The 23,243-nt window shown below is 60.9% G+C and carries 20 protein-coding genes; 6 read left to right on the top strand and 14 right to left on the bottom strand.

Annotated elements, in window-relative coordinates; translation table 11 throughout:
- Positions 1 to 64: 64 nt before the first annotated feature.
- Positions 65 to 634: a photosystem I assembly protein Ycf4 gene (locus CYA_RS07005; RefSeq protein WP_011430330.1), complete on the top strand. Its 570-nt coding sequence runs from the start codon at positions 65 to 67 to the stop codon at positions 632 to 634.
- Between the two features lie 166 nt (positions 635 to 800).
- On the opposite strand, the gene CYA_RS07000 is transcribed toward CYA_RS07005, so the two are convergent.
- The 7 genes from CYA_RS07000 to CYA_RS06975 form a co-directional block, all read right to left on the bottom strand.
- The gene (locus CYA_RS07000; RefSeq protein ID WP_011430329.1) at positions 801 to 2,378 is read right to left on the bottom strand and encodes an NAD(P)H-quinone oxidoreductase subunit N; all 1,578 of its coding nucleotides are present in this window, start codon (positions 2,376 to 2,378) and stop codon (positions 801 to 803) included.
- A gap of 120 nt (positions 2,379 to 2,498) precedes the next feature.
- The gene (gene gvpJ, locus CYA_RS06995; protein WP_228375199.1) at positions 2,499 to 3,770 is read right to left on the bottom strand and encodes a gas vesicle protein GvpJ; all 1,272 of its coding nucleotides are present in this window, start codon (positions 3,768 to 3,770) and stop codon (positions 2,499 to 2,501) included.
- Positions 3,771 to 3,880: 110 nt separating this feature from the next.
- Entirely contained in the window at positions 3,881 to 4,360 is a 480-nt protein-coding gene (locus CYA_RS06990; RefSeq protein WP_011430327.1) for a peptidylprolyl isomerase, read from the bottom strand.
- 220 nt (positions 4,361 to 4,580) lie between these two features.
- On the bottom strand, positions 4,581 to 5,057 hold the full coding sequence (locus CYA_RS06985; protein WP_011430326.1) for a phosphate-starvation-inducible PsiE family protein: 477 nt from the start codon (positions 5,055 to 5,057) through the stop codon (positions 4,581 to 4,583).
- Between the two features lie 42 nt (positions 5,058 to 5,099).
- Positions 5,100 to 5,267, bottom strand: a complete 168-nt coding sequence (locus CYA_RS14110; RefSeq protein WP_071813515.1) for a DUF2256 domain-containing protein — start codon at positions 5,265 to 5,267, stop codon at positions 5,100 to 5,102.
- 41 nt (positions 5,268 to 5,308) lie between these two features.
- Positions 5,309 to 6,943 carry a CTP synthase gene (locus CYA_RS06980; RefSeq protein WP_011430324.1) on the bottom strand — a complete coding sequence of 545 codons (1,635 nt, stop codon included), beginning with the start codon at positions 6,941 to 6,943 and terminating at the stop codon, positions 5,309 to 5,311.
- Between the two features lie 51 nt (positions 6,944 to 6,994).
- The gene (locus CYA_RS06975; protein WP_041438337.1) at positions 6,995 to 7,507 is read right to left on the bottom strand and encodes a hypothetical protein; all 513 of its coding nucleotides are present in this window, start codon (positions 7,505 to 7,507) and stop codon (positions 6,995 to 6,997) included.
- A gap of 185 nt (positions 7,508 to 7,692) precedes the next feature.
- On the opposite strand from CYA_RS06975, the gene CYA_RS06970 reads away from it, so the two are divergent.
- Complete coding sequence (locus CYA_RS06970; RefSeq protein WP_011430322.1) at positions 7,693 to 8,688, top strand: aldo/keto reductase; 996 nt, start codon at positions 7,693 to 7,695, stop codon at positions 8,686 to 8,688.
- Between the two features lie 28 nt (positions 8,689 to 8,716).
- Positions 8,717 to 9,493, top strand: a complete 777-nt coding sequence (locus tag CYA_RS06965) for an HAD family hydrolase (protein ID WP_011430321.1) — start codon at positions 8,717 to 8,719, stop codon at positions 9,491 to 9,493.
- On the opposite strand, the gene queA is transcribed toward CYA_RS06965, so the two are convergent.
- From queA to CYA_RS06950, 3 genes are all read right to left on the bottom strand, one after another.
- On the bottom strand, positions 9,490 to 10,680 hold the full coding sequence (queA, locus tag CYA_RS06960) for a tRNA preQ1(34) S-adenosylmethionine ribosyltransferase-isomerase QueA (RefSeq protein ID WP_011430320.1): 1,191 nt from the start codon (positions 10,678 to 10,680) through the stop codon (positions 9,490 to 9,492). The two genes, CYA_RS06965 and queA, sit on opposite strands and share 4 nt — an antisense overlap.
- A gap of 91 nt (positions 10,681 to 10,771) precedes the next feature.
- Positions 10,772 to 11,365, bottom strand: a complete 594-nt coding sequence (gene dcd / locus CYA_RS06955) for a dCTP deaminase (RefSeq protein ID WP_011430319.1) — start codon at positions 11,363 to 11,365, stop codon at positions 10,772 to 10,774.
- Between the two features lie 84 nt (positions 11,366 to 11,449).
- Positions 11,450 to 12,100, bottom strand: coding sequence for a cob(I)yrinic acid a,c-diamide adenosyltransferase (locus tag CYA_RS06950; protein ID WP_011430318.1), 651 nt, complete (start codon positions 12,098 to 12,100; stop codon positions 11,450 to 11,452).
- A gap of 1,433 nt (positions 12,101 to 13,533) precedes the next feature.
- Between CYA_RS06950 and CYA_RS14105 the strand changes: the two genes are divergently transcribed.
- Together CYA_RS14105 and CYA_RS06940 are read left to right on the top strand one after the other, a co-directional pair.
- Positions 13,534 to 14,151, top strand: coding sequence for an IS607-like element ISSoc2 family transposase (locus CYA_RS14105; protein WP_011430317.1), 618 nt, complete (start codon positions 13,534 to 13,536; stop codon positions 14,149 to 14,151).
- On the top strand, positions 14,039 to 15,286 hold the full coding sequence (locus tag CYA_RS06940; RefSeq protein WP_148203189.1) for an RNA-guided endonuclease InsQ/TnpB family protein: 1,248 nt from the start codon (positions 14,039 to 14,041) through the stop codon (positions 15,284 to 15,286). Before CYA_RS14105 ends, CYA_RS06940 begins: the two co-directional genes overlap by 113 nt.
- 5 nt (positions 15,287 to 15,291) lie before the next feature.
- Here the strand turns inward: CYA_RS06940 and CYA_RS06935 are convergent, their stop codons facing one another.
- A complete protein-coding gene (locus CYA_RS06935; protein WP_011430315.1) occupies positions 15,292 to 16,527 on the bottom strand; it encodes a phosphodiester glycosidase family protein in 1,236 nt (411 codons plus the stop codon).
- A 308-nt stretch (positions 16,528 to 16,835) separates the two neighbouring features.
- Here CYA_RS06935 and CYA_RS06930 point away from each other — a divergent pair, with 308 nt between their 5' ends.
- The gene (locus CYA_RS06930) at positions 16,836 to 17,762 is read left to right on the top strand and encodes a D-isomer specific 2-hydroxyacid dehydrogenase family protein (RefSeq protein ID WP_011430313.1); all 927 of its coding nucleotides are present in this window, start codon (positions 16,836 to 16,838) and stop codon (positions 17,760 to 17,762) included.
- A 31-nt stretch (positions 17,763 to 17,793) separates the two neighbouring features.
- On the opposite strand, the gene CYA_RS06925 is transcribed toward CYA_RS06930, so the two are convergent.
- The 3 genes from CYA_RS06925 to CYA_RS06915 all read right to left on the bottom strand — a co-directional run bounded on the left by CYA_RS06925 (position 17,794) and on the right by CYA_RS06915 (position 23,012).
- Positions 17,794 to 18,900, bottom strand: coding sequence for an isocitrate/isopropylmalate dehydrogenase family protein (locus tag CYA_RS06925; protein ID WP_011430312.1), 1,107 nt, complete (start codon positions 18,898 to 18,900; stop codon positions 17,794 to 17,796).
- 159 nt (positions 18,901 to 19,059) lie between these two features.
- Positions 19,060 to 21,453, bottom strand: a complete 2,394-nt coding sequence (priA, locus tag CYA_RS06920) for a primosomal protein N' (RefSeq protein ID WP_011430311.1) — start codon at positions 21,451 to 21,453, stop codon at positions 19,060 to 19,062.
- 41 nt (positions 21,454 to 21,494) lie between these two features.
- Positions 21,495 to 23,012: a hypothetical protein gene (locus tag CYA_RS06915; protein WP_011430310.1), complete on the bottom strand. Its 1,518-nt coding sequence runs from the start codon at positions 23,010 to 23,012 to the stop codon at positions 21,495 to 21,497.
- Positions 23,013 to 23,243 lie beyond the last annotated feature (231 nt).

The following is a 23,243-nucleotide window of genomic DNA, read 5'->3' as shown; positions in this document are numbered from 1 at the left end:
GCAAGCTCCTCCCCGCCTATAAAATGGGAGAAGCCAACTTGGAAAATCGACAGGGATCCCGTCTGTGTCTGCGACTGTTCCCGAAATTCGCTCGGAAAACCTGCTGCGCTACACCGTAATCGGGTCGCGGCGGCCCAGCGTCTACTTTTGGGCGGTGGCGCTGACAGGGGGTGGGCTGGGCTTTACCCTGGCGGGTCTTTCCAGCTATTTCCACCGCAACTTGCTCCCCTTTTCCGATCCCGCCAGCCTGGTGTTCATTCCCCAGGGCATTGCCATGCTCTTCTACGGCGTGCTCGGATCCCTGGCGGGGCTGTATCAATGGCTGAGCCTGTACTGGAACCTGGGGGGCGGCTACAACGAGTTCGACCGCCGCACCCAGAAGATAACCCTGGTGCGGCAGGGCTTTCCGGGCAAAAACCGCGAGGTGCGCCTAGAATACGACTTTGCCGAGGTGCAAAGCCTGCGGGTGGAGCTGCGAGAGGGCTTCAACCCTCGCCGCGCCATCTACTTGCGCATAAAAGGACGCGGCGACATCCCCCTCACCGGCGTCGGCCAGCCCCCTCCCCTGGCCGAGATCGAAAACCAAGCCGCTGAGATCGCCCGCTTTCTCAATGTCAGCCTAGAAGGTATTTGAGATTCTGTTTGGTTGTGGACGGCTGCTGGTCAGGGATCCCAGGAATTGAGATAGCCCAGAAACCGTCTCAACAACATCGGGTCAATTGTCCCAGTAAATTTCCCCTTCCGAAGGGAGAAGGGCTGGGGGTAAGGGACCCGTGCCTTGCGGCGCCCTTGAGGAAGGTCTAGGAACCGCGGCTAGGCAAAGCTGCAGATCCTGCAACGGCCAGAGAAGGGCTGGCCGACCCTGGAGCAAAAGCCTGGGCTGTCGGGAACCCCAAAAACGGGCTTTGCTCCACCGCCTGAGTGGAGAGGGTAAATAGAGGATTGGAGAGGATGCCAGCGAAGATGGTGGCCACCAGCGTCACCACCATGCCCACCCGCAAAGCCGGCATGCCCTCGGCCTGCCAGTCGGTTGGGGGGTAGTTTTGCACCGAAAGCGACATCTCCTGCGGCTCTTTTACCACCATGGTTTTCACCACCCGCACGTAGTAGTAGATGGAGATGACGCTAGTCACCAGGCCCACCAGCACCAGCGTGTATTCTCCTGCCTGCCAGCCGGCCCAGAAGAGATAGAGCTTGCCGAAAAAGCCGGCCAGCGGCGGCAACCCGCCCAGGGAGAGCAGACAAATGCTCAGGCAAAGGGTGAGAAAGGGATCCTTCTGATAGAGGCCGCTGTACTCGTTGATTTCGTCGGTGCCAGTCTTGAGGCTGAAGAGGGTGACACACAGAAAAGCCCCTAGGTTCATGGCCAAATAGACCATCAGGTAAAAAATCAAGCTGGCATAGCCCGCTTCGGTGCCCGCCACCAAACCGATCAAGACAAAGCCCGCCTGCCCAATAGAAGAATAGGCCAGCAGTCGTTTGAGGCGGGTTTGGGCAATCGCCACCACATTCCCCAGCACCATGGTCAAAATGGCCAGCACCGAGAGCACCGCCCGCCACTCTTCTGTCATCGCCGGAAAGACGGTGGCCAAAAAGCGAATGGCCAGGGCAAAGCCTGCCGCCTTGGATCCCACCGACAAGAAGGCCACCACCGGCGTTGGGGATCCCTCATAGACATCAGGAGTCCACTGGTGGAAAGGCACCGCCGCCAGCTTAAAGCCAATGCCGCCCAGGCAGAACACCAAAGCGAGGATCCCCACCAGCCCGGCATTGGCCAGGTAGGGCGCAATAGCCGCCAACTGGGTCTGCCCCCCCGACAGGCCATAAAGCAGCGACATGCCGTAGAGGAAGATAGCGGTGCTGCTGGCCCCCGTCAACAGATACTTCAGGGCCGCCTCGGAAGAACGCGGATCCCGCTTGGTGTAGCCGGCCATCAGGTAGCTGGCGATGCCCAGCGTTTCCAAGGAGACGAACACCATGATGAGATCCGTCGCCCCGGCGAGGAACATGCCCCCCAAGGTGGCCGTGAGGAGCAGCACATAGAACTCGCCCGTGGGCGCGCCTGCCTGGAGGAAGTAGCGCTCCGCCATCATCACCGTCAGGGCTGCCGTCGCCACCACCAGGCCGCGGAAGAGAATGCTCACCGGATCCGCGGCAAAGCTGCCCAAGAAGCTCTCCAACTGGGGCTGCTGCCATTGCAACACCAAGGTCACCAAGGCCCCAAGCAAACCAAAGAGGGAGAGGGCCGGAAGACTTTTGCGCGCCGCCGACCCACCCACCAAATCCACCACCAGGACGATCAACAGCGTGAGGGTAACCACCACCTCCGGCCAAATGGCGCCGGCATGCAGGTTTCCGGTTGGGGCGAAGACATCCATAGGGGAAGACTATGAAGAGAGATTAACGGGGATCCAAAGCCAGCATACCGCGATTTCCGGCCTCCCTAGCTTGCTTCTGGCATTTCTTCTCCCAATTGTCTCCATCGACACTTCCTGGTTTCAAGAAAGCTTGGCGCTGGAGGTGAGCACCAATCGTAGGCGAGCGTGGATGAGGCTTAAGTCGGCCAAGCCCAGGTCGATCTCGCCGTCGATGACGATCCCGGTGTTGATCAGCCGATCCAACAGTTCCAGCAGGGATCCCTCGCCGTGGGGTTGGCCGGGGTAGTAGTCCCCCTGGCGGGGCAAGAGAGAGCCCAGATCCCCCAGATCTAGGTTGAGCTCTGCCGGGTCGATCTCCAGCAGGGCGCAGAGTTGCCGAATTTGCTGCCGCAGGGCCTGGAGGCTGCTGCCGGCCCGCTCGATTTGCTCGGCAGAAAGGCGGTTGGCCTCCATCTGTCGCACCACTTGCGCTTCCATCAACTGCCGCAGCAGCTCCACCAAGGTCAGCACCAGCGAGGCCAAACCGGCTTCCGGGCGTTTCCGGCCAGGGGTGAGCCGGGCCCGGCTCAAGTCTTCCGGGCTGGCCGGGCTGATAGCAAGGCGGGGGGAAGGAGCAGCCAACCACTGCTCAAAGGGCTGGAAGAGCTGTTCCAGGCTAAGCAAATGGAGGTGGGGATCCCGCGCCGCCTCTTGCCGCTCTTCGGGCAGGTTGTAGCCCCAGGCAGCCAAAAACAAGAGCACCTGCTCCAGGTCCGGCACCCTTTGCACCTGGCGCAGCGTCTGCAGGCGATCCTCGACAAACCAGAGTTCCTCAGGCGCTACCTGGGTCGCTGCTAGCAGCCGCCGGAGGGTGGTGGCCTTGGGGGCGCGCACCTCCTTGCCCAGGATACGGTGGCGCGGCAGCTGGATCCCTTCGCGGAGCAAAAGCTGCTGGATAAACCGCCCCTCCTTGGTGCTGAGAATGGCCAGGCGGGGCTCGCCAGCAGCCTGGATCTGGCGCATCCAAGCCGCCACTCCCGGATAAAAGCGGTGCAGCCCCAGCCAGCCCTGCAGATCTTCTTCGATCCAGCGATCCCGCACCTCATCCAGCCTTTGGGCTAAAGCCTGCTCGGAGATCCCCGCTCCCTGCAACAACCGCTGCCGCCAGCCGGGCCAGTCTTGGCGCAAAGCGTCTTCGGGGATCCCTTGCTGCAGCCCCCACAGCAGCAGGGGCATCTCCCAGCCGGTCTCGATCAGCGGGCGCAGGCGGTCGAAGGCAGGGCGCAACGACTCCAACTGGGCAGGAGCAAGGCCCCACACCTGGGCGCAGACCCGACAGGAAGAGGCAAAATACTCCGCCCGCCCGTCGCAGAGCACACCATCAAAATCCAGAGCCAAAATGCGGGGGGACATTCGCCGGGGCCTAGCGAACTCCATACCTGAGTCCCCCATAGAGCAAGTTGCAAAAATGGGGCCAGAGGCCAAGTTAATTTAACCAAACTGTTTTGCCGGATTGGCCCAACCTAGTTCGATTCCGAGATGCGAACAGACTTGATCTCCACCGGCTTGAGGGGACGATCCTGCGGGCCGGTGGGTGCAGTAGCAATTTTATCCAACACGTCCTCCCCCTCGATTAGTTGCCCAAAGATGGTGTAGTTGGGCGGCAGGGGATAGTCGGCATGCATGATAAAAAACTGGCTGCCGTTGGTGTTGGGGCCGGCATTGGCCATGGCCAAGGTTCCTCGCGTGTAGGGGCGCTGCACCGGCTCATCGGGAAAGCGGTACCCCGGCCCGCCTCGCCCCGTGCCGGTGGGATCCCCGCCCTGAATCATGAAGCCCCGAATGACACGGTGAAAGATGACGCCATCGTAGAAGTGATCCCGGGCCAAAAAGACAAAATTGTTGACGGCAAGGGGAGCTTCCTGCGGGAACAGCTCCAAAACCATCGTGCCGGCGGTGGTCTCCAGCGTGGCCGTGTAGGACTTGGCCGGGTCGATCACCATGGGGGGAGGACTGTTGTAGGTTTTCACGGTTTTGCCCAACTGTTGTGCCAGGAGCAAATCGTAAGAAGAATGCGGGCGGGCCAGAGCCGAAACAACGCCGGATCCCACCCAAAGCAGCACTGCCAGCAAAGCCAGCTTGAACAGGTGGGTGATGCCAGAGGGCACGCGCACGTTTCTTGCCAGAAAGCTCCGCCCCTATCCTACCAGGATCCGTCCGGCCTTACTCATCCCCCGACCGGAATGGGGGTTTGGCCCGCCGCACCAGCCAGTAGCTAACGGAGAGGGCTAGCGTTGCCGCTGCCAGCCCAATGAGATCTAGACCCCCCAGCTTCTCAAAATCAAAAATAATGATCTTGCGCGCCACCGCGATCAAAGAGGTAACAATCACCAGCTCCACCTGCACCACCTGCTTTTGCAAGTAGGCGGTAATGTTCTCCAGAATCTCCAGCGCGATCAGGATATTCAAAAAAAGGCCGAAAATCTCGATCAAAGTAGTGGAGAAAAACCCGGTTGGCTCCCGCAGCAGATCGGCCACCAGGAAGCGGGCCAAATCCACCACGGCCACCACAATCAGGCCGATCATCAAGATGGAAAGCAGCTTCGAGATCAGGCTTTCGATGCGGGTGATGGCCCGCAAAAAGGGATCCTCCTCTTCGGTTTCGTGAGGATTGTGCAACAGCCACTTGAGAAACCGCATCGACAACCCTTCCCCCCTGCGTCCGGGATCCCATTATCTGCCCTAACCGTTAGCTGGAAGAGATCCCTTGGGGCGACGGTTGCGACACCGCTCAGAACAGTATTTCACCTCTGACCAACAGTCGGCCCACTTCTTGCGCCAGGTGAAGGGCCTGCCGCAGGTGAGACAGATTTTGCTGGGCAAATCCGACTTTTTTCGGTGGCGGGGCATAGCGCGCTAGAAACGACAACTCTTGAATTAACCCCAATGCCCTAGCCTGTGTTCTGCAACTGCAGGGCTTGCGGCCGGGAACGGCTGCGCAAAGCAGCCTCGATCAGCCCCAAAAAGAGGGGATGGGGACGGTTGGGGCGGGAGCGAAACTCGGGATGGAATTGGGTGGCGATGAAAAAGGGGTGGCTGGGCAGCTCGATAATTTCCACCAGGCGGTTATCGGGCGAGACACCACTAATCACGTAGCCGGACTCGAGGAATAGGCTGCGGTAGGCGTTGTTGAACTCATAGCGATGGCGGTGGCGCTCATAGACAATTGACTCACCGTAGAGCTTGGCCGCCAGGGTGTCGGGCAGAATGCGGCAGGGGTAGAGGCCCAGGCGCAGGGTTCCCCCCAGGTGCTCCACATCTTTCTGCTCCGGCAGCAAGCTGATGACGGGGTGGGGGGTGTCGGGATCGAACTCATAGCTGTTGGCCCGCTCCAGGCCGGCAATGTTGCATCCCCAGTCGATCACCGCACACTGCATGCCCAGGCACAGCCCCAGAAAGGGAATGCCCCGCTCGCGCACGTAGCGAATGGTGGCCACCTTGCCCTCGATGCCGCGGCTGCCAAACCCACCCGGCACCACCACGCCGTCTACATCGGCCAGCAGGGCTTCTGGCCCCCGCTCCTCGACTTCCTCAGAAGAGATCCAGCGCAAAGTAACGCCGGCATTGAGAGCCAGGCCCGCATGGCGCAGGGCTTCCGCTACCGAGAGGTAGGCGTCGGTAAGGCGCACGTATTTGCCGACAATGGCGATCTCCACTTGCTCTTGAGGGTGGTGCAGCCGCTGCACCAGGAGCTCCCACTCGCGCAGATCCGGCTGCTGCGGCTCCAGGTTGAGGATCTGCAAAACCCGCTGCGCCAACCCTTCCTGCTCCAGCACCAAGGGCACATCGTAGATGCTGGGGGCATCCTGGGCCTGGATAACACATTCCACCGGCACGTCGCAAAACTCGGAGATCTTCTCCTTGATGCTGCGGGGCAAGGGCTGCTCGCAGCGGCACACCAACACATCTGGCTGAATCCCAATCGAGCGCAGCTCCTTGACTGAGTGCTGAGTGGGCTTGGTTTTCATTTCCCCCGCCGCCTTGATGAGAGGCACCAGGGTAACATGCACATAGGCCACATTGGCCCGGCCCACATCTTTGCGAAATTGGCGGATGGCCTCCAAAAAGGGCAGAGACTCGATATCCCCCACCGTGCCCCCCACCTCCACCAGCACCACGTCGGGGTTGGTCTCGCGGGCCACCCGCCGGATGCGCTCTTTGATCTCCTGGGTAACATGGGGGATCACCTGCACCGTGCTGCCTTGGTAATCCCCCCGCCGCTCTTTGTAGATCACCGCCTGGTAGATGGCGCCGGTGGTGACGTTGTTGAGCTTGGACATGTTGGTGTCGGTGAAGCGCTCGTAGTGGCCCAAGTCCAAGTCTGTCTCGGCGCCATCGTCGGTGACGAACACTTCCCCATGCTGGTAGGGGCTCATGGTGCCGGGATCCACATTGATGTAGGGATCCAGCTTCAAAATCGACACGGTGTAGTTGCGGGACTTGAGCAGACGCCCCAAGCTGGCTGCCACGATCCCCTTGCCAATGCTGGAGACGACTCCGCCGGTGATGAAGACAAACTTGGCCATACCCCCGATCCCTTGCCCTCTTCTGATTATGCCAGGGATCCCAGGGCTTCCTTAGGGCCGAGAGCGGATGGGGCCGTTGTAGAGGATGGTGGTCTGGAAGGTGCGCCGATCCACCCGCACCTGGGTTTCGATGCTGGGCTGGACGAAGCCGGGCTCGCCGCCGCGGAAGGTGAAGATCCAGGCATCTTCCAACTCTTCAAAGGGCGCGTCGATGGCCGCCCCGTGCATGGCAGCTTCGGCGCGGTAGCGCTGCAAGCCCCCGTTGGCAATTTCAGCCGCTTGGCGGGCCAAGTTCTTGGCCCGGTTGAGATCGCGGAAGTAGCGGCTGATTTCCTCAAAAGTCCCCGTCGGCAGCGGCCTTGGCCGGGGGGGTGTGGGCGGCACAGGCCGCGGATCTGGCACAATCGGCAGAGTGGGAATATCCTGGCTAGGGGGCAGCGGCTCGACTGGAATCGGGGTTCTGGCAGGTTCTGGAAAAAGGGGGGTGACCACCTGCGCCTGGGCAGAAGGCAGGAATCCCCAGATTACAACGCCGCCCAGGCAGAGACGGAAAATGGACTTCATAGAGCCATGCCGATGTGAATTTTTCAATCCCCACTCTACTGAGCCTCTAGTTAGGAAAGTAGAGGCAAAAGCCCGGACTCTTTTTCCACCAGCAGCTAGGCACGTGGGTTGTCTGCGCAACCGGCTTTGTCCTCCCCTGGCGCCTGTTAGCATCCTGAAACGGGATCCTGTCTGCAGACGTTGCCATGGAGTTTGTTACGCTTGCCGAGACGAGGCTAAAACTTAGCCGCGTGGGGCTGGGCACCTGGAGCATGACCGGGGATTGGTGGGGGCCAGCGGATCCCCAGGAAGCGTATGCCACCCTCCGCAAGGCTATTGACCTGGGCATTACGCTCTTTGACACGGCTCCGGCCTATGGCCGCGGCCTTTCGGAAGAGCTCTTGGGACGGGCCATCCGGGATGCCGGCTGTCGGGATCGCGTAGTCATTGCCACCAAGGCCGGCCTGCAGTGGACTAACAGCAAGGTGGTGCGCAACTGCAGCCTAAGTTGGCTGGCTCAGGATCTGGAAAACTCCCTCCGCCGCCTGCAGACGGATGTGATCGACATCTACCAGGTGCATTGGCCGGATCCCTTGGAGCCCCTGGAGGAGACGGCTGCCTTTTTCGGCCGCTTGCTGCAGCAGGGCAAGATCCGCGCCATTGGGGTGAGCAACTTTTCTCCTCCGCAGATGGAGCGTTTCCGTCAGGTGGCTCCCCTGCATACCGTCCAGCCGCCCTATAACCTGTTTGAGCGCCAGATCGAAGCAGATGTCCTGCCCTACTGTCGTGCCAACGGTATTGCCACGCTGATCTACAGCCCCCTCTGTCGAGGGCTGTTGGGGGGACGGCTGACGCCGCAAACCCAGTTTCCGCCTGGAGATCTGCGCGGCGGCATCGATCCCAAGTTTGCGGAGCCTCGCTACTCCCACTACTTGCAAGCAGCGGAAGAGCTGAGCCGGCTGGCGCGAGAGCGCTACGGCAAAACCCTGCCCCAGTTGGCGGTGCGCTGGCTCTTGGATCAGCCGGGAGTAAGTGCAATCCTGTGGGGAGCGCGCAAGCGCCAGCAGTTGGAGGACCTAGCCGGCGTGTGGGGCTGGTCGCTGGAGGCGGAGGCAATGCAGGCCATCGACGCGATCCTGCAAAGGCATGTCCCCGAACCCATCCCCCCCAGCTTCATGGCCCCCCCTGCCCGTGCTGCCTAGAGCAAGGAGTGGGGGGTAAGGCTGTCCAATGGCGCTGCAAGGGGTGATCCTAAGCTGGAGCGGTGTGGTGGCCGACGACGAGGGGCTGCACCTCCACGCCATCAACCAAGTGCTGCTGGAGGAGAACCTGCGTCCCTGGGATCTGGGATCCCGGGAGCAAAAGGAGCTCTACCGGCTGCACTATCTGGGCCGACCGGATTGGGAGCGCCTGCCGGCGCTTTGGCAAGCCCAGGGACGGGTGCTCAGCCCCAAGCAACGAGAAGAGTTGTTGCGCCGCAAGGCCCTTTACTATCAACAGGCTCTGCAGGAGCAGAAGGGATCCCTTCTTGTCCCCGGTTTGGCAGAGGCCCTAGAGAAGCTGGAGCGGCTGCAGCTCAAGGTGGGCCTAGTGAGCGGCCACGCCGCTGCTGAGGTGGAGGCTTTTTTGGAGCGCTTCCCCTGTCCAGCTCTGGCGCGGCTGACTCATGACTTTCGCTACCGCGTAACCGGCGAGGCAGGGGATCCCGCCCTATCACCGGGGCAGTTGCACCGTCTGCTTTTAGAGCGGATGGGGCTTTCCCCTCAGGAGTGCTTGAGTTTTGAAGCCACCTACGCCGGCATTCAAGCAGCTCGCTCGCAAGGGATCCCGGTCTTGGCCCTAGCCACCTTCTTCCCGCTGCACATGTTGCAGCGGCGGGCCAACTGGGCGGTGGATGGTTACCCCCAAGTGGAATGGGAGCGCCTCCAAACTTGGTTTGCCACTGGCCAAGACCGTCCTGCCGACCCTCCTGGCAAACCCTTAGCCAAAGGGCAGGGTTCTCCCTAGGGCAGGATCAGCATGCCGTCCCCAAAGGAGTAGAACCGATAACCCTCCCGGATGGCCTCTTGGTAGAGATCCAGCAAACGCTCTCGCCCGATCAAGGCTGCCACCAGCATCATCAGGCTGGAGCGGGGCAGATGAAAGTTGGTGATCAGCCCCTGCACCACCCGCCAGGAGTAGCCGGGGTAGATAAAGAGGTCGCTTTTTCCCTGCCAGGGTTGCAGGGTGCCGCAGAGGGCTGCCGTTTCCAGTGCCCGCACCACCGTTGTCCCCACGGCAATCACCCGCCTTCCCTGGGCCTGGGTTTCGCGAATAGTGGCCACCGTTTCCGCTGGCACCTTGAGCCACTCGCTGTGCAAGCGGTGGTCGGTTACTCGCTCCGCCTCCACCGGGCGGAAGGTGCCCAGGCCGATGTTGAGGGTGATGTAGGCAGTTTGGATCCCCTTTTGGGCCAGCCGCTCCAAGAGCTGGGGGGTAAAATGCAGCCCGGCGGTGGAGGCGGCCACCGAGCCCGGGTGTCTGGCCCAGACCGTTTGATAGTCTTCAGGTCGGACTCCCGCGCTTGTCGGATCAAGGGCGTGGGCAGCTTTCAGATAGGGAGGGAGCGGGATCCGCCCCACCCGCCCCAGGATCTGCTCAAAGGTATCCGCCCCTTCCCAGGTCAACTGCACCACCCGGCCACCCGTCTCCGCGTCCACGGCCAGCACTGTGGCCCCCAGTTCAGCCGGGGATCCCTGGCGATCCCAAAACCGGATTTGATCCCCCACCTTGACCCGTTTGCCTGGCCTAACCAAGACCCGCCAGATTTGCTCCTGCTTGGAGGTGTTGGCCGGGATGGGCTCCAGCAGCAAAACCTCCACCCGTGCCCCGGAAGCGTCCTTTCCCGGCAAAACCTTAGCCCCCCATAGCCGGGCTGGGATTACCTTGGTGTCGTTGAGAACCAGCAGATCCCCGGCCTGCAGGTAGTCGGGGAGGTCGCAGAAGCGGCGGTGCTCGTGCCTATCTGGGTACACCACCAGCATTCGCGCCTGATCCCGTGGCTCCACAGGGGCTTGCGCGATCCGCTCAGGGGGCAGGGAGTAGTCGTAGCTAGCCGTTAGGAGATCCGGGTTGAGCTCTCCAACGCTCCCTGGAAGAAGCTGGCCGGGTTCGGCTTGGCCAGCAGAAGCAGCCAGTAGGAAAGAATGGCTCATGGACAAACACAGCAGCACGCCTCCAGCATAGCCGACGGATGCCGGTTGCCAGAGGCTTTGTCCGGGAGGGATTGGGGGGAGGGTGTGCCACCTAGACCTTGGCCACCACCACCCGCTGGGGTTGATCCTGGTACTTGCCCTGGCGGTCGGCGTAGGTGGTCTGGCAGGGATCCCCTTCCAAGAAGAGGAGCTGCACCACCCCTTCATTGGCATACACGCGGCAGTCGGCGCTGGAAGCGTTGGAGAACTCCAAGGTGAGATAGCCCCGCCACCCCGCCTCGGCTGGGGTGAGGTTGGCGATCAGCCCTACCCGCGCGTAGGAGGACTTGCCAATGCAGATGACGGTGATGTTATCCGGGACTTGCAGCCGTTCTAGGGAGACGCCCAGGCCGTAGGAGTGGGCGGGGATGATGAAGTAGTCCCCCATCTCGTCGTGGTGCAGCTCCACAGGTTCCAGGTTTTTGGGGTTAAACCGCTTGGGATCCACCACCGTGCCGGGCACGTGGCGGAAGATCTTGAACTCCACCGGTGACAGGCGAATGTCGTAGCCGTAGGACGAGAGCCCGTAGCTCAAGACGGGCCGCATCTGGCCGTTCCACTCCACGCGGCGCACCAGCTCAGGACAAAACGGCTCGATCATCCCCCGTTGCGCTTGCTCGTAGATCCAGCGGTCGTTTTTTAACATGGCTGCAACAGGCTGCCCGACAGGCCAGAGAGTTTGGAGAAGAGAGCGCAGTCGCTGCTGGCAAGGCTACGAGCTGCTGACCCGCTAGGGATCCATTCTCGGCGGGGGGCCGCTCTCTGGGGAAGGAGGAACGAGGACTGGATCCCGCCGTGGACGTAGCTGGGTGATCAGATCGGCGCGCTCCAGGAGAGAATCCGGCATCTCCGGCCCGGTGATCACCATGTCCATCCAGACTGGGCGCTGATCGATCAAATCCAGCACCTGCGCCTCCGGGATCAGGCCCAGCTTGATGGCCAGGCCCAACTCGTCTAGCACCACCAAGCCATAACGGCCACTCCTGACCGCCTCCTGAGTAAATTGCCACAGCTCGTCCAGAGCCACCCGCTCCTCCGGCTCCAGGTGAGGCGTATCGATGCAGCGGTGCAGACGACAGCGGGCCCACTCCAGCGAGCTGCCCAGCAAAAGACGATTTTCCGGCCCCTGGTTGATCCCGCCCTTGAGAAATTGCACGATCAACACCCGCGTCCCCTGGCCGGCCAAGCGCAGTGCCTGAGCCATCACAGGAGTGAACATGCCCCGGCTGGGATGGGTGTAGAGCTGCAGGGATCCCTGGGGGATCAGCTGGGCAGAAAAGGCTCCGTCCCGCTGGAAAAAGCGGTCGCCGGCAGCAGGGTTGGCCTGGGCTGCAGGCTGTTTGATGCGGGCAACAGGAACGGCATCCTTGGGGGAGGGCATAGGATTGGGTGAGGCAGTGCGAACCACGGTTTTATCTCGTGAGGGGGCTAGGGGACAAGGCCCTTGGTCTGGGCGGCTTTGCCGAGGAACAAAAGCCCTATCCGTCACCGTTGCGGAGACGCGAAGGAGAGCCACAAGCAACTACCGCCTGCCAAGGCAAACGGCAACTGATGGGACGCAAGGCTTACAAGTGGTGGAAAACATTGACTACGGATTCCATGAAACACCACCTGTGCCTATTCGTCAACGAGTCAGTTCTGTTTCCCGTCGACACACAAATCGCCCCGAATACGGTGTTAGAAAGTATAATCCTTGCCCATCCTAGCTTTTTGCCAGGCGGAGGCGATGGGCGAGAAGAAAAGCTTTTGGATGAGATCTTAATAAAACTTCCGCCGAGGTGTAAAAGCTTAAGCGTCTAGCCATCTTGCTTAATCACGAAAATGTGCCCCAAAAAGATGCAAGCAAAAGATCACTTTTTCTAGATAAGATTAACTCTCAATACATGAGAAGGCCAATGACGGCGGCTTGCTCAACTCAATAGAAAAGAGACTTGAGGCGTCCCAGGAGCCTTGCTCGGCATAGACTATAGACTAATCCGCTTGATTGGAAGTCGAAGAACTTGTGTGCATTCCAAAGTAGTTCATTTGAGAAAGGTTGCGACCACAGAGCCAGAAGGTCTACTTTCTTAGGTCGATAAACGCAGATTGTTTACTGCCGTCATAAAGATGGTCTTTTGATAAGGTCTATCAGGATCGGCGGTTAATTGGAAAATAATGTAAAACTTATTGCAAGACCAATTTTTCGTACAGTTGGTTGTTTGATAGTTTTTCTGTTGAATTAAACTTCAGTATTTCTATATAGATTGCGTCGCTGTTTCCTGATCAAATGAATGGGAATTTCTATTGGGTTTTTGCCAACTTTATGAGGGTTCTGTAGGCAAGCAGGATCGCTGCAGACAAGGAACGGATCCGTAGCGGCTCCCGTCAGGGTTGCCGGAAAAAGCTGGGGTTGGATCCCATTTGAAGCCGGTCACTCCGCGCTCCAGATCCTTGGGTACCGATGTTGCCGGGATCCTATGGCGCAAGGGGGGCAAGGCTCTTTCTTCTCTGAGAAGCCTCCTTTAGTCTCAGAAAAGTAAGTAGAACCTTGGGGCTCTGCCTCAAGGGGCTGTCTAGGGGTGGCTTGACAACGCCTCTACGAGTTCGTTTGTGGACTGCGCCTTCAGGCAGAGGGAGTGTCAAGCTGATTAAAAAGTAGCCAGAAAGCAGATGGGGATCCGACGCTCGAGCCGTACATCAAAAGAACCGTATCCTGCTGCCGGAAGAGTTGTCTTGGTTTGCCGCTAGCGACTTAGGTTGGAGCATGACTCTAGTCAATGATATGCTGGACTATACTGAAAATAATGTACAATATGTTCAGTATGGCTGCTTGGTATGGCTAGATATGTAAAACCGAGAGAAGCGGCGGATTATTTTGGGGTGTGTCTCCACACTTTGAGGCGATGGGAACAGAAGGGCTGGATCCATGCAGTACGTACACCATCCGGTAGGGCGAGAAGGTATGACCTCGACAGCTACATTGGCCTCCGGCCCGCTGACGCGAACAGAGCACCCAAGAAGGACAAACGAGTCGTTTTGTACGCCCGAGTCAGCAGTCGAGGGCAGAAACCAGACTTGGAGAGACAGATTGCAAGACTGGTTGACCTCTATCCTAGAGCCGAGGTGGTCGGAGAGATTGGCGGCGGTCTCGACTTCAAAAGACCAAAGTTCCTTGCCTTATTGGAACGAGTTCGTGCGGGAGATGTCGGAACAATTGTGGTCGCTCACAGGGATCGACTCTGCCGGTTTGGATTTGAGTTCGTTGAGTGGTACTGCCGTCAATACGGGTGCGAAATCTTGGTTCTCGATGACGATCACCTTTCTCCCCAGCAGGAACTGGTTGAGGATATCCTCACCATCCTGCACTGCTTCAGCAGTCGGCTCTACGGACTCAGAAAATACCGGGCTGCAATCGAGAAAGATACGGATTTATCCGGAGCCAGCGCTGGCTAAAGTTTGGAAGCGGTGGCAAGCGGCGTGCCGGTACTGCTACAACCAAGCGATTGCCTATCAGCGTCAGCATGGTGCCCCAAAAACGGCCAGAAAGCTGCGGGACATCATCCTGCGCTCCGACCTGCCCGGGTGGGTGAAGGACGCCCCCTGCCACATCAAGCAGAACGCGGTCGTCGAGGCGTGGTTGGCGTTCCGCCGAAGCAAAGACGCGAGGTTTCGCAGTGTGCGGGACAGGTCGCATACGCTGCAATTCAACGCCGGCAACTTTCGCAATGGGACGTGGTATCCGAAACTCACCCGAGGTTTGGCGTTCCGTGCATCCGAGGAGATGCCCAGAGAATGGGCACGTGGAACTGAGCTAATGCGGGTGAAAGACAGATGGTATGCTATCTTTCCTGAGCCCGTGAACGAGCAGTGTTCGTTAGCAAAGGGGGTTGTTGCGCTTGACCCTGGAGTAAGAAGCTTCCTTACAGGGTTTGATGGGGCGGGCTTTGTAGATATCGCCAAGGGAGACTTTGGCAGGATCGTTCGGCTGTGCTACCACCTAGACGATCTGCAATCTAGGCTGAGTAAAGCACCGAGACCCAAGCGTAGGCGAATGCGGCAAGCGGCGTTTCGTCTGCGGGAGAGAATCAGGAACTTGGTGGACGAGTGCCATCGCAAGGTAGCGGCGTTCCTAACGGATAACTACCGATTGATATTCCTCCCCACTTTCGAGTCAGCCAAGATGGTTGCCAAGGCAGGGAGGAAGTTTGGTAGCAAGACAGCAAGGGCGATGCTCACCTGGGCGCACTATCGGTTCAAGCAGTTCCTGAAGTTTCAAGCCAAGAAGAAAAACGTGGTTGTCGTGGAAGTATCGGAAGCGTACACCAGCAAAACCTGTACCAAGTGCGGGCACATCCACACCAAGTTGGGTGGCGCAAAGGTGTTTAGATGCCCAAAGTGCAACCATAGGCTACCACGAGATTGGCAAGGCGCTCTGGGTGTTATGCTCAGGGCTTTGCGGGATACCGCCTTTCTGTTTGGACTCCGTCCGAGTAGCGCGGTCGCGTCAGCGTCGCGTAGTGACAACGGAAACGGACAGAATGCTATCGCTTCACCGCTGAGCAGTAATGCTCAGCAGTGTTCAGCGTAAATGTATCAGAAAAAACCCAAGCCATTGTGAACCCGGGGTAGGCGCCGCCGAGATCTCGTTGTATTGGGATCAGTCTCGCCGTCGGCTAGTCCGATCTCTGGCTCCAGATTGACGGCTTCTTCCCCCAGCACCAGTGTGGAAGAGCGGCCTCCATCTAGGTTCAAAGCGTGGCGACAGCCCAACTGCCGCAACAACTGCGCCATCTCCAACAGGGTGAGCCCTTGGTTTTCCTGGGCATTGCCGGCGGCCACCAGGAGCAGATCCCTGTTGTCCGGTTGCCCCTGCCGCAGACAGATGGCGCTGCGGGCAGCCTGTTGCCGGCGGAAGAGAGGCTGAAACCCCTCCAATTCGGCATCCAGGACCACCTGGCCGTCCAAGAGCAAGAGCGGCCCTGCCCCCAGAATGTGGGGGTAGGCTTCCAGCTCCAGCGGATCCACCGTCCAGTCCAGCCGGAGGCGATCTCCTGGGATCAGCTTGCCGGCTTCTAGAGCGCCCTCTAGCCCTCGTGCTGCCAGTATGTAGCCTTTGGGAGGGATCGGCACCGTCACTTTGCCGGCCACGCCTGCCGACAGGATCTGCTGCAGCCGGTCTTCTTGCACAATGAGGAGAACTTCGTCGTCCGTCTGGGTGGTGTAGGTGGATCCCCAATCAGGGGTGTACTGGGCGATCCCGGGCAGGATGTAGCCGCTGTTGATGCCGACCAAGGGGATCCGATCCCCCAAGTCGTTGCGCAGCTCTATTTGCATCCGCAGGCGGGCAAAGCGCACCGGCTCCAAGCCAGGGGGAGAATTGGCGGCGTCAAACCAGGCAATCGCCCCTCGGCCCAAGATGGGGCTGGAGATCCAGCGGCCTTCCAGGCGAATGGCCCCCAGCGGCTGGCGGGTATTGCGGTTAAAGAAGCCGCCGTTGATAGCAGCCACCGCTCCCCGTTCGCGGCTAAAAGCGGGCAGCTCCCCCAGGCCCACTAGACTGGCAGGGTCGGCCCAAATGGGGCGCAACTGGCCGGCGGCTAGGGAAACTGCCACGACGGAAACCAGGATCCGTCGATCCTCCAGCCAAACCATCCTTTGGTACAAAGGGATCCCCTCTACTACCCGCACAGGCTGCCCGTTGAGGAGCGTCTGGGCAGGGACAGGTAGGTTGCTGAGCAAGAGGAGAGCTGCCCCCGCCCAGGCCACAGCTTTGGACCAAGAGACCCACCTTGCCGGCACCACCCAAGGCGCCAAGTTGGGAAACTGCATCTGGCAGGAAGAGGGCAAGTTTTTGGCTTTGAGCAAGCTTGGCAGCTCCTATCCGCCGGCGGCAAAAGTGGCCATCAAAATCAAAGACAGCAGAATGCCCGGAAAAAGCAGCAGCACCAAGGTCAAAAACTCAGAAAGGGTCATGGGCTGAAGACGAGAAGAAGAGGCAGAGGCTACAGCTCCTAACCTAGCGATTCCGGCATCCCTTCCCATCCTCCCTTTGGGATCCCTTAACAGTTCTGAGGCTTTTCCCACCCCCTTCTGCCAGCGATATCCTGGCAAAGGGGAAGTCATCTTCGAGAGCTCTGATGGGCATCCAAGGCAGACGCATAGCCGTCGAACCCGACCACCTCCGACCCTGGTTAAAAGAGGCAGTCCTGGCGGGGGGTGGCGAACTGGTGCCGCTGGCGGAAGCGGAGGCTCTGGTGTGGGCCGATGCCTTTGACGTGCCCAAGCTCAAGCAGTGTCTTGCCGAAGGAAAGGGGATCCGCTGGGTGCAGTTGCCCTGGGCGGGCGTGGAGCCTTTTGCCCAGGCAGGGATCCTGGATCCCGCCTATGTGTGGACCTGCGGCAAGGGGGTCTATGCCCAAGCGGTGGCCGAGCATGCCCTGGCCCTCACCTTGGCCGGCCTGCGGGATCTCAAGCACCGCGCTCTGGCCCAGACTTGGCAGCCGGGATCCGGCACCAGCCTCTGGGGCAGCCGCGTGGTCATCTTCGGGGCGGGGGGCATTGCCCAGGCCCTGATCCGCTTGTTGCAGCCCTTCCAGTGTTCCGTTGAGGTGGTGCGGCGCAGGGCGGATCCCTTGCCGGGAGCCAGCCGGGTGGTGACGTTGGCGGAGCGGCAGGCAGTGCTGGCAGGAGCGGATGTGGTGATCCTGGCCTTGGCCCTCACCCCCGAGACAGAGGGGATCATCGCCTGGCCAGAGCTGGAGCAGATGGGATCCGGCTGTTGGTTGGTCAATGTGGCGCGCGGCAAACATATCGTCACCCCTGACCTGGTGGCCGCCTTGCAGGAGGGGATCATCCGGGGTGCCGCCCTGGATGTTACGGATCCAGAACCGCTGCCCGATGGACATCCCCTCTGGCGCTTGCCCAATTGCCTAATTACCCCCCACACGGCCATCACCGACGCCATGATTGTCCCTGCCCTCTCCGAGCGGGTGCGGGAAAATGTGAGCCGCTTTCGGCTGGGAGAACCCTTGCTGGGGGTGGTGGATCCGGTTCTAGGTTACTGAGCCCTCACCCTCTCCCGAGGGAAGCAGGGATCTAGGACTCGATGGGAATAGGATCCTGGGGAGGAGCCATCTCCTGGACGCGGGCGGCGATGGCCTCGGCCATCTCCTGGGTGCCCACAGGCTCCCCTTGCGCCAGGTCATAGGTGACGTATTTGCCTTCGGCAATGACCGACTGCACTGCCGCTTCTACCCTCGCGGCGGCTTCCCGCTCGCCCAGGTAGCGCAACATCATGGCCCCGGAGAGGATGAGGGCAGAGGGGTTGACCTTATTTTGGCCGGCATACTTGGGCGCTGAGCCGTGGATAGCCTCAAAAACCGCAATGCCATCGCCGATGTTGGCCCCTGGCGCCACCCCCAGCCCGCCGATCATCCCGGCGCACAGGTCGGAGATAATATCCCCATAAAGATTGGTGAGCACCAGCACATCGTAGAGCTGGGGCTTTTGCATCAGTTGCAGGCACATGTTGTCGACAATGAGATCTTCAAACTCGATGTCGGGGTACTCCTGGGCCACCTCCCGTGCCACCTGCAAAAACAGGCCGTCGGTAAACTTCATGATGTTGGCTTTGTGAACGGCCGTTACCTTTTTGCGGCCATTCTGGCGGGCGTATTCGAAGGCAAACTTGACAATGCGACGGCTGCCAAACTCCGAAATGGGTTTGATGCCAATGGCAGATCCCTCGCGGATGAACTTGCCAGAAAGACGCATCATCTCTTCGCGAGCGTGGGCTGCTTCGGGGGTGCCTCGCTCGAACTCGATCCCGGCGTAGAGATCCTCGGTGTTTTCCCGCACCACCACCAGGTCAATGTCTTGAAAGGGGCTTTTGATGCCGGGGAGGGACTTGGCCGGGCGCAGGTTGGCGTAGAGATCCAGCTCTTTGCGGATGGCTACATTGACTGAGCGAAAGCCCGTGCCTACAGGGGTGCCGATGGGCCCTTTGATGGCCACTCTGGTTTCCCGGATGGACTCCAACACCTGCGGTGGCAAAGGCGTGCCGTATTTCTCAATCACCTCTACCCCTGCTTCTACTCGGATCCACTCCAAGTCCACCCCGCTGGCCTCCAGGACTGTGGTCATTGCCCTGGTTACTTCCGGGCCAATGCCATCGCCGGGGATCAACGTTACACGATAGGCCACAAATCCTTCTCCTCCCAGGATTGACGCTGGCAGCTTGACGGGATCCCGCCTAGCGCCGGCCTTTGAGCCCGTGGGGGATCCCTGAGCTTAAACGAAGCTTAAACGACTATAAAACAGGTTGGGGCCATCCAACGCCAAGCTGCGGCAAAACTGCCGCCCCTAGAGGATCCGCAGCGGATCCACATCGAGGCTGACGCGAATCCCCTGGGGAATATGTCCAAGGGCGCGGCGCAGGTGGGTATCGATCTGGGCGCGATCCCAGGGCTGATCGGGAAGCTGTTTGAGGAGGATCTGCCAGCGGTAGCGGCCGGCAACCCGCTCCACTCGGGCCGGTCCTGGCCCCAACACCTCCGCCGGGATCCCTTGCAGGCCCTCAGCTAGGCGGCTGCAGTAGCGCTCTAACGCCTCCAGGCGGCTGCTGCTCAGGCGAATTAAAATCAACGCCCGGTAGGGAGGGTAGCCCCCCTCTTGGCGTTGGCGCAGCTCGGCCTGGACAAAGCCCTCGTAGTTGTGGGCCAGCACCGCTTGCAAGATGGGGTGCTCTGGCAAATAGGTCTGGATAATGGCCTGGCCTGGCAAGGATCCGCGGCCTGCCCGGCCCGCCACCTGGGTCAGCAGTTGAAAGGTGCGCTCGCCAGCGCGGTAGTCAGGCTGGTGCAGCAGCCCGTCGGCGGCTACCACCCCCACCAGCGTCACCTGGGGGATGTCCAGCCCTTTGGTGAGCATCTGGGTGCCCACCAGCACCTGGGCCTTGCCGCTGCGAAACTGCTCCAGCAAATCCCGGTGGGATCCCTTACGGCGGGTGGCGTCGCTGTCGTAGCGCAAAATCGCCACCTGCGGCCAGTGCTGCTGCAGCACCTCCACCACCTTCTGGGTGCCGGTGCCGAAGTGCTTGAGGTAGGGCGAGCCGCAGGCAGGACAGTGCTGGGGGTGGGGTTGGCGGGCGCCGCAGTAGTGGCAGCGCAGCTCCTGCCCGCCCTCCAGGTGAAAGGTAAGGGAGACGTCGCAGTGGGCGCAGGTGAGGACAAAGCCGCAACTGCGGCACAAGACAAAGGTACTGTGCCCCCGCCGGGGGACAAAGAGGATGGCCTGTTCCCCCCTCTTCAAAGTCTCGTGCAAAGCTTGATGCAGGCGGCGGCTGAGAATGCTGCGGTTGCCCGCCTGCAGCTCCTGGCGCATGTCCACCAGCTCCAGCCGGGGCAGGGTGGCCGGGATCCCCGCCTGGGGGATGCGCTGCGGCAAAGGGAGACGAACCCAGCGCTGCGGATCCTGCAGGTGGACCGCATAGGTTTCCACTGCCGGTGTGGCGCTGCCCAGAACTAGGGGACAGTTGGCTAGCTCAGCCCGCCACTCCGCCACCTGACGGGCGTGGTAGCAGGGCTGGGGCTGATCCTGCTTGAAGCTGTCGTCGTGCTCCTCGTCCAGAACGATGAGGCCCAGGTTGGCCAAGGGGGCAAACACCGCCGAGCGGGTGCCGATCACCACCTGGGGGACAGCAACCAACATCTGCCGCCAGAGGTCGTAGCGCTCGCCGGCTGAGAGGCCGCTGTGGTAGGTCCACACGCGGGATCCCAGCCGCGCCCGAAAGCGATCCGTCAGTTGCGGGGTAAGGCCGATCTCCGGCACCAGCACCAAGGCTGACCGCCCCTGCTGCAGCACCTGGGCAATGACTTGCAGGTACACCTCTGTCTTGCCGGAGCCGGTGACCCCATGCAGCAGAAAGCGTTGGTTTCGCCCCAGGGCTTGCTGGATGGCCGCCACTGCCTCGGCCTGGGCTGGCGTCAGAGGCTTGGGCAAATCTTTCTCCACAGGCCGCTCGGCCTCTCCCAGCCGCAGCAAGGGTCGCTCGTAGAGGTGCACCCGGCCTTTGCGGGCTAGGCTCTGCAGCACTGACCGGCTCACCCCCGCCAGGCGCTCCCACTCGACCAGCAGCAGCTCCCCCCCCTTTTGCTTGAGGATCTGCAGCGCTTTCTGCTGGGGCAAGCTCAGCCCCTCCAGCGAGTCCTCCACCAAGGTGGCCGCCTGTTGGGTTTTCACCCTGCCCCCCTGCTGCTCCTGCCAGAAGCTTTCCACCCAACCCCGCCGCTGCAGCTCCCGCAGAGCGACCTCGGCGCCAGGCACCTGCTGCTGGAGGTAACGCCAAGACAGCTCCCCTCCCTTCTCCCGCAGCAGCCGCAGCAAAGCCTGGGCAGCCGGCGAACATTCCCCTGGCGGGGATCCAACCAGGCGGATCCGCCGCTGGGAGCGGCTCAGCAAGCCCGGCGGCAAAACGGTGCGCACCACCTGGGCTAGGGGGGTGAGGTAGTAGTTGGCTACCCGCTGCAGCAGAGGCCAGAAATCCTTGGGCAGGATCCCTTTGGCCACCACCGCTTCAATCTCTCGCACCGACTGGGGATCTACTCCTGTCGGCAACTCCGAGCGCCAGCCCAGAGCCACCGCCCCTGCCACCTGTTGGCCAAAGGGAACGCTGAGGAGATCGCCCGCTTCTGGCTCCCATCCCTCTGGCACGCGGTAGGTGAAGCAGCCCCCCAAGTGGGGATGATCCACCCACACCTCCAGCCAGCGGGGAGGAGCAGGCTGCGCCACCGGATCCCTCACGGTCGGGGCAAGAACCGCGGCAGATCCACTGCCCGCTTATCAGGGCGAGCCAGCAAAGGCCGGGACTGTTCGCGTAAGCGGGACGGAGTCCATAGGGCAGACTTGGGCTTGGCGGCCTGGAGCGAAGCGAGAGACTCAGACCGTGTTGGCGTGTCGGCAGCATTGGGAGCCGCTGCACCAGCGCGAGGCGGGATGTCTATTCCCTTGCGCTCCAAAGCCGTCTTCAGGCTGAGCAGGTGCATCTGCTGCTGCTCGTACTTCTCTCTCAGGGAGCGGTTTTCTTCGGCGAGGGCGGCGCGTTCCGCCTGCAGGGCCCTCACCTGCCCCTCCAAGGCCTCTGTTTGCTCCTGCAGATGGGTGACGGCGATCTGGGCAGAGCGCAATTGCGATTGCCAGGTGGGTTGGTCGGCAAGCTGGGCCAGAGCTGCTTGGAGCCGCTGCTCCAGATCGCCGAGGCGCTGCTGGGCCTGGGCGTACCGTTCCTCCAGACGGCGGTGCTCCTGCTGCCAATGGGCAATTTCCGCCTGCGCTTGGGCGAGGGCAGCTTGCAGCGCTTCGACCTGGGCTTGCCACTGCTGTTGCTGCTCCCGGGAGTCCTGACGCCATTGCTCTTGCTGAGCTTGCAAAGCGGCCAGTTGCGCCTGGGCATCGGCCAGCGCCGCTTCCAATTCCTGCCGTTGTTCCTGCCAGCGCTGCTCCGCTTCCGCCTCTGTCTCGGCATAGCCCGCCAGACGCGCCTCGAGATGTTCCCGCTGTTCTTGCCAGGCTGCCCGTTGGTCGTTGTACAGAGCCCGCAGGCTGTTCAGCTCCGCCTGAGTTTCTGCAATTTGGGTGCGGGCCAACGAAAGCTCTGCCTTGAAACGCTGCAACATCTCCACCCGTTTTTCCGCCAGGTCTTGAGCTTCCACCAGAGAAGCCTGTAGCTCCTGCTGACGGTGTTCCCACTGACGGCGCTCCTGAGCATGGGCCAGCCGTAGCTGCTCGATCTGCTCCTGTAGGGCTTCGATATCTTGGCGCTGCCGCTCGTTGAGGCGTTGCCGCGCCGCCAGCTGAGCTTCCTGCTCCGAGAGCTGAACTTTTTGCTCTGCCAAAGTCTGTTGCAACTGGCGCAGGGCATGTTCCCGCTCCTGCAGCGCCTTTTCTTGCTCGGCCACCTTCTGGCGCAGGGCTCGGCATTCGGCTTCCCAAGCAGCGTCTGCAGGCGTTTGGGCTTTCAATTGCAAGAGCTCTATCTGCTGTTGCTGCTTGCGAGACTGCAGTTCCCTCTCGGCCAGTTGACTGTGCAGCGCCTCTACTTCAGCTTGTAGCTTTTCCTGAAGGGCACGCCGCTCCTGCAGCTCCGCTTCGGCTTCGAGTAGCCGAGCCTCCAACTGCTGCCGCTGCCTCAGGGCCGAATGCCGCTCTGGATTGGGATCCGATTCCGTTCGCGTAAGCGGGACGGAGTCCTTGGCCGACTGGCCGGCTTGAGCTTCGGGAAAGGTGGGATCCGAGTCGCCTGAGGAGGGAGCACGCATAGGTTAAAGCGAAGATGAAGAAGGGGAGGTACAGGATAAAGTTCCCTGCAGTATAGAGAAGTTTTCCGGTGGGTTCAAGCCAGGGGAGGGATCTTGTAAGGTTTCTTTCCGATTCCGAGGCCTGTTGGCCGCCCTTCTTGTCTTGGGGGCTCCTCATCAGGGAGTTGAGCTGGCAGCGGAACCTCTGTTTGGCCGTTTTTTCGCCAGAAGACGTCTCCCTTCCCCCCAGAG

Origin of the sequence: Synechococcus sp. JA-3-3Ab, from assembly GCF_000013205.1 — a bacterium.
Taxonomy (GTDB): domain Bacteria; phylum Cyanobacteriota; class Cyanobacteriia; order Thermostichales; family Thermostichaceae; genus Thermostichus.
This window is presented reverse-complemented; position numbering and strand designations above follow the sequence as displayed.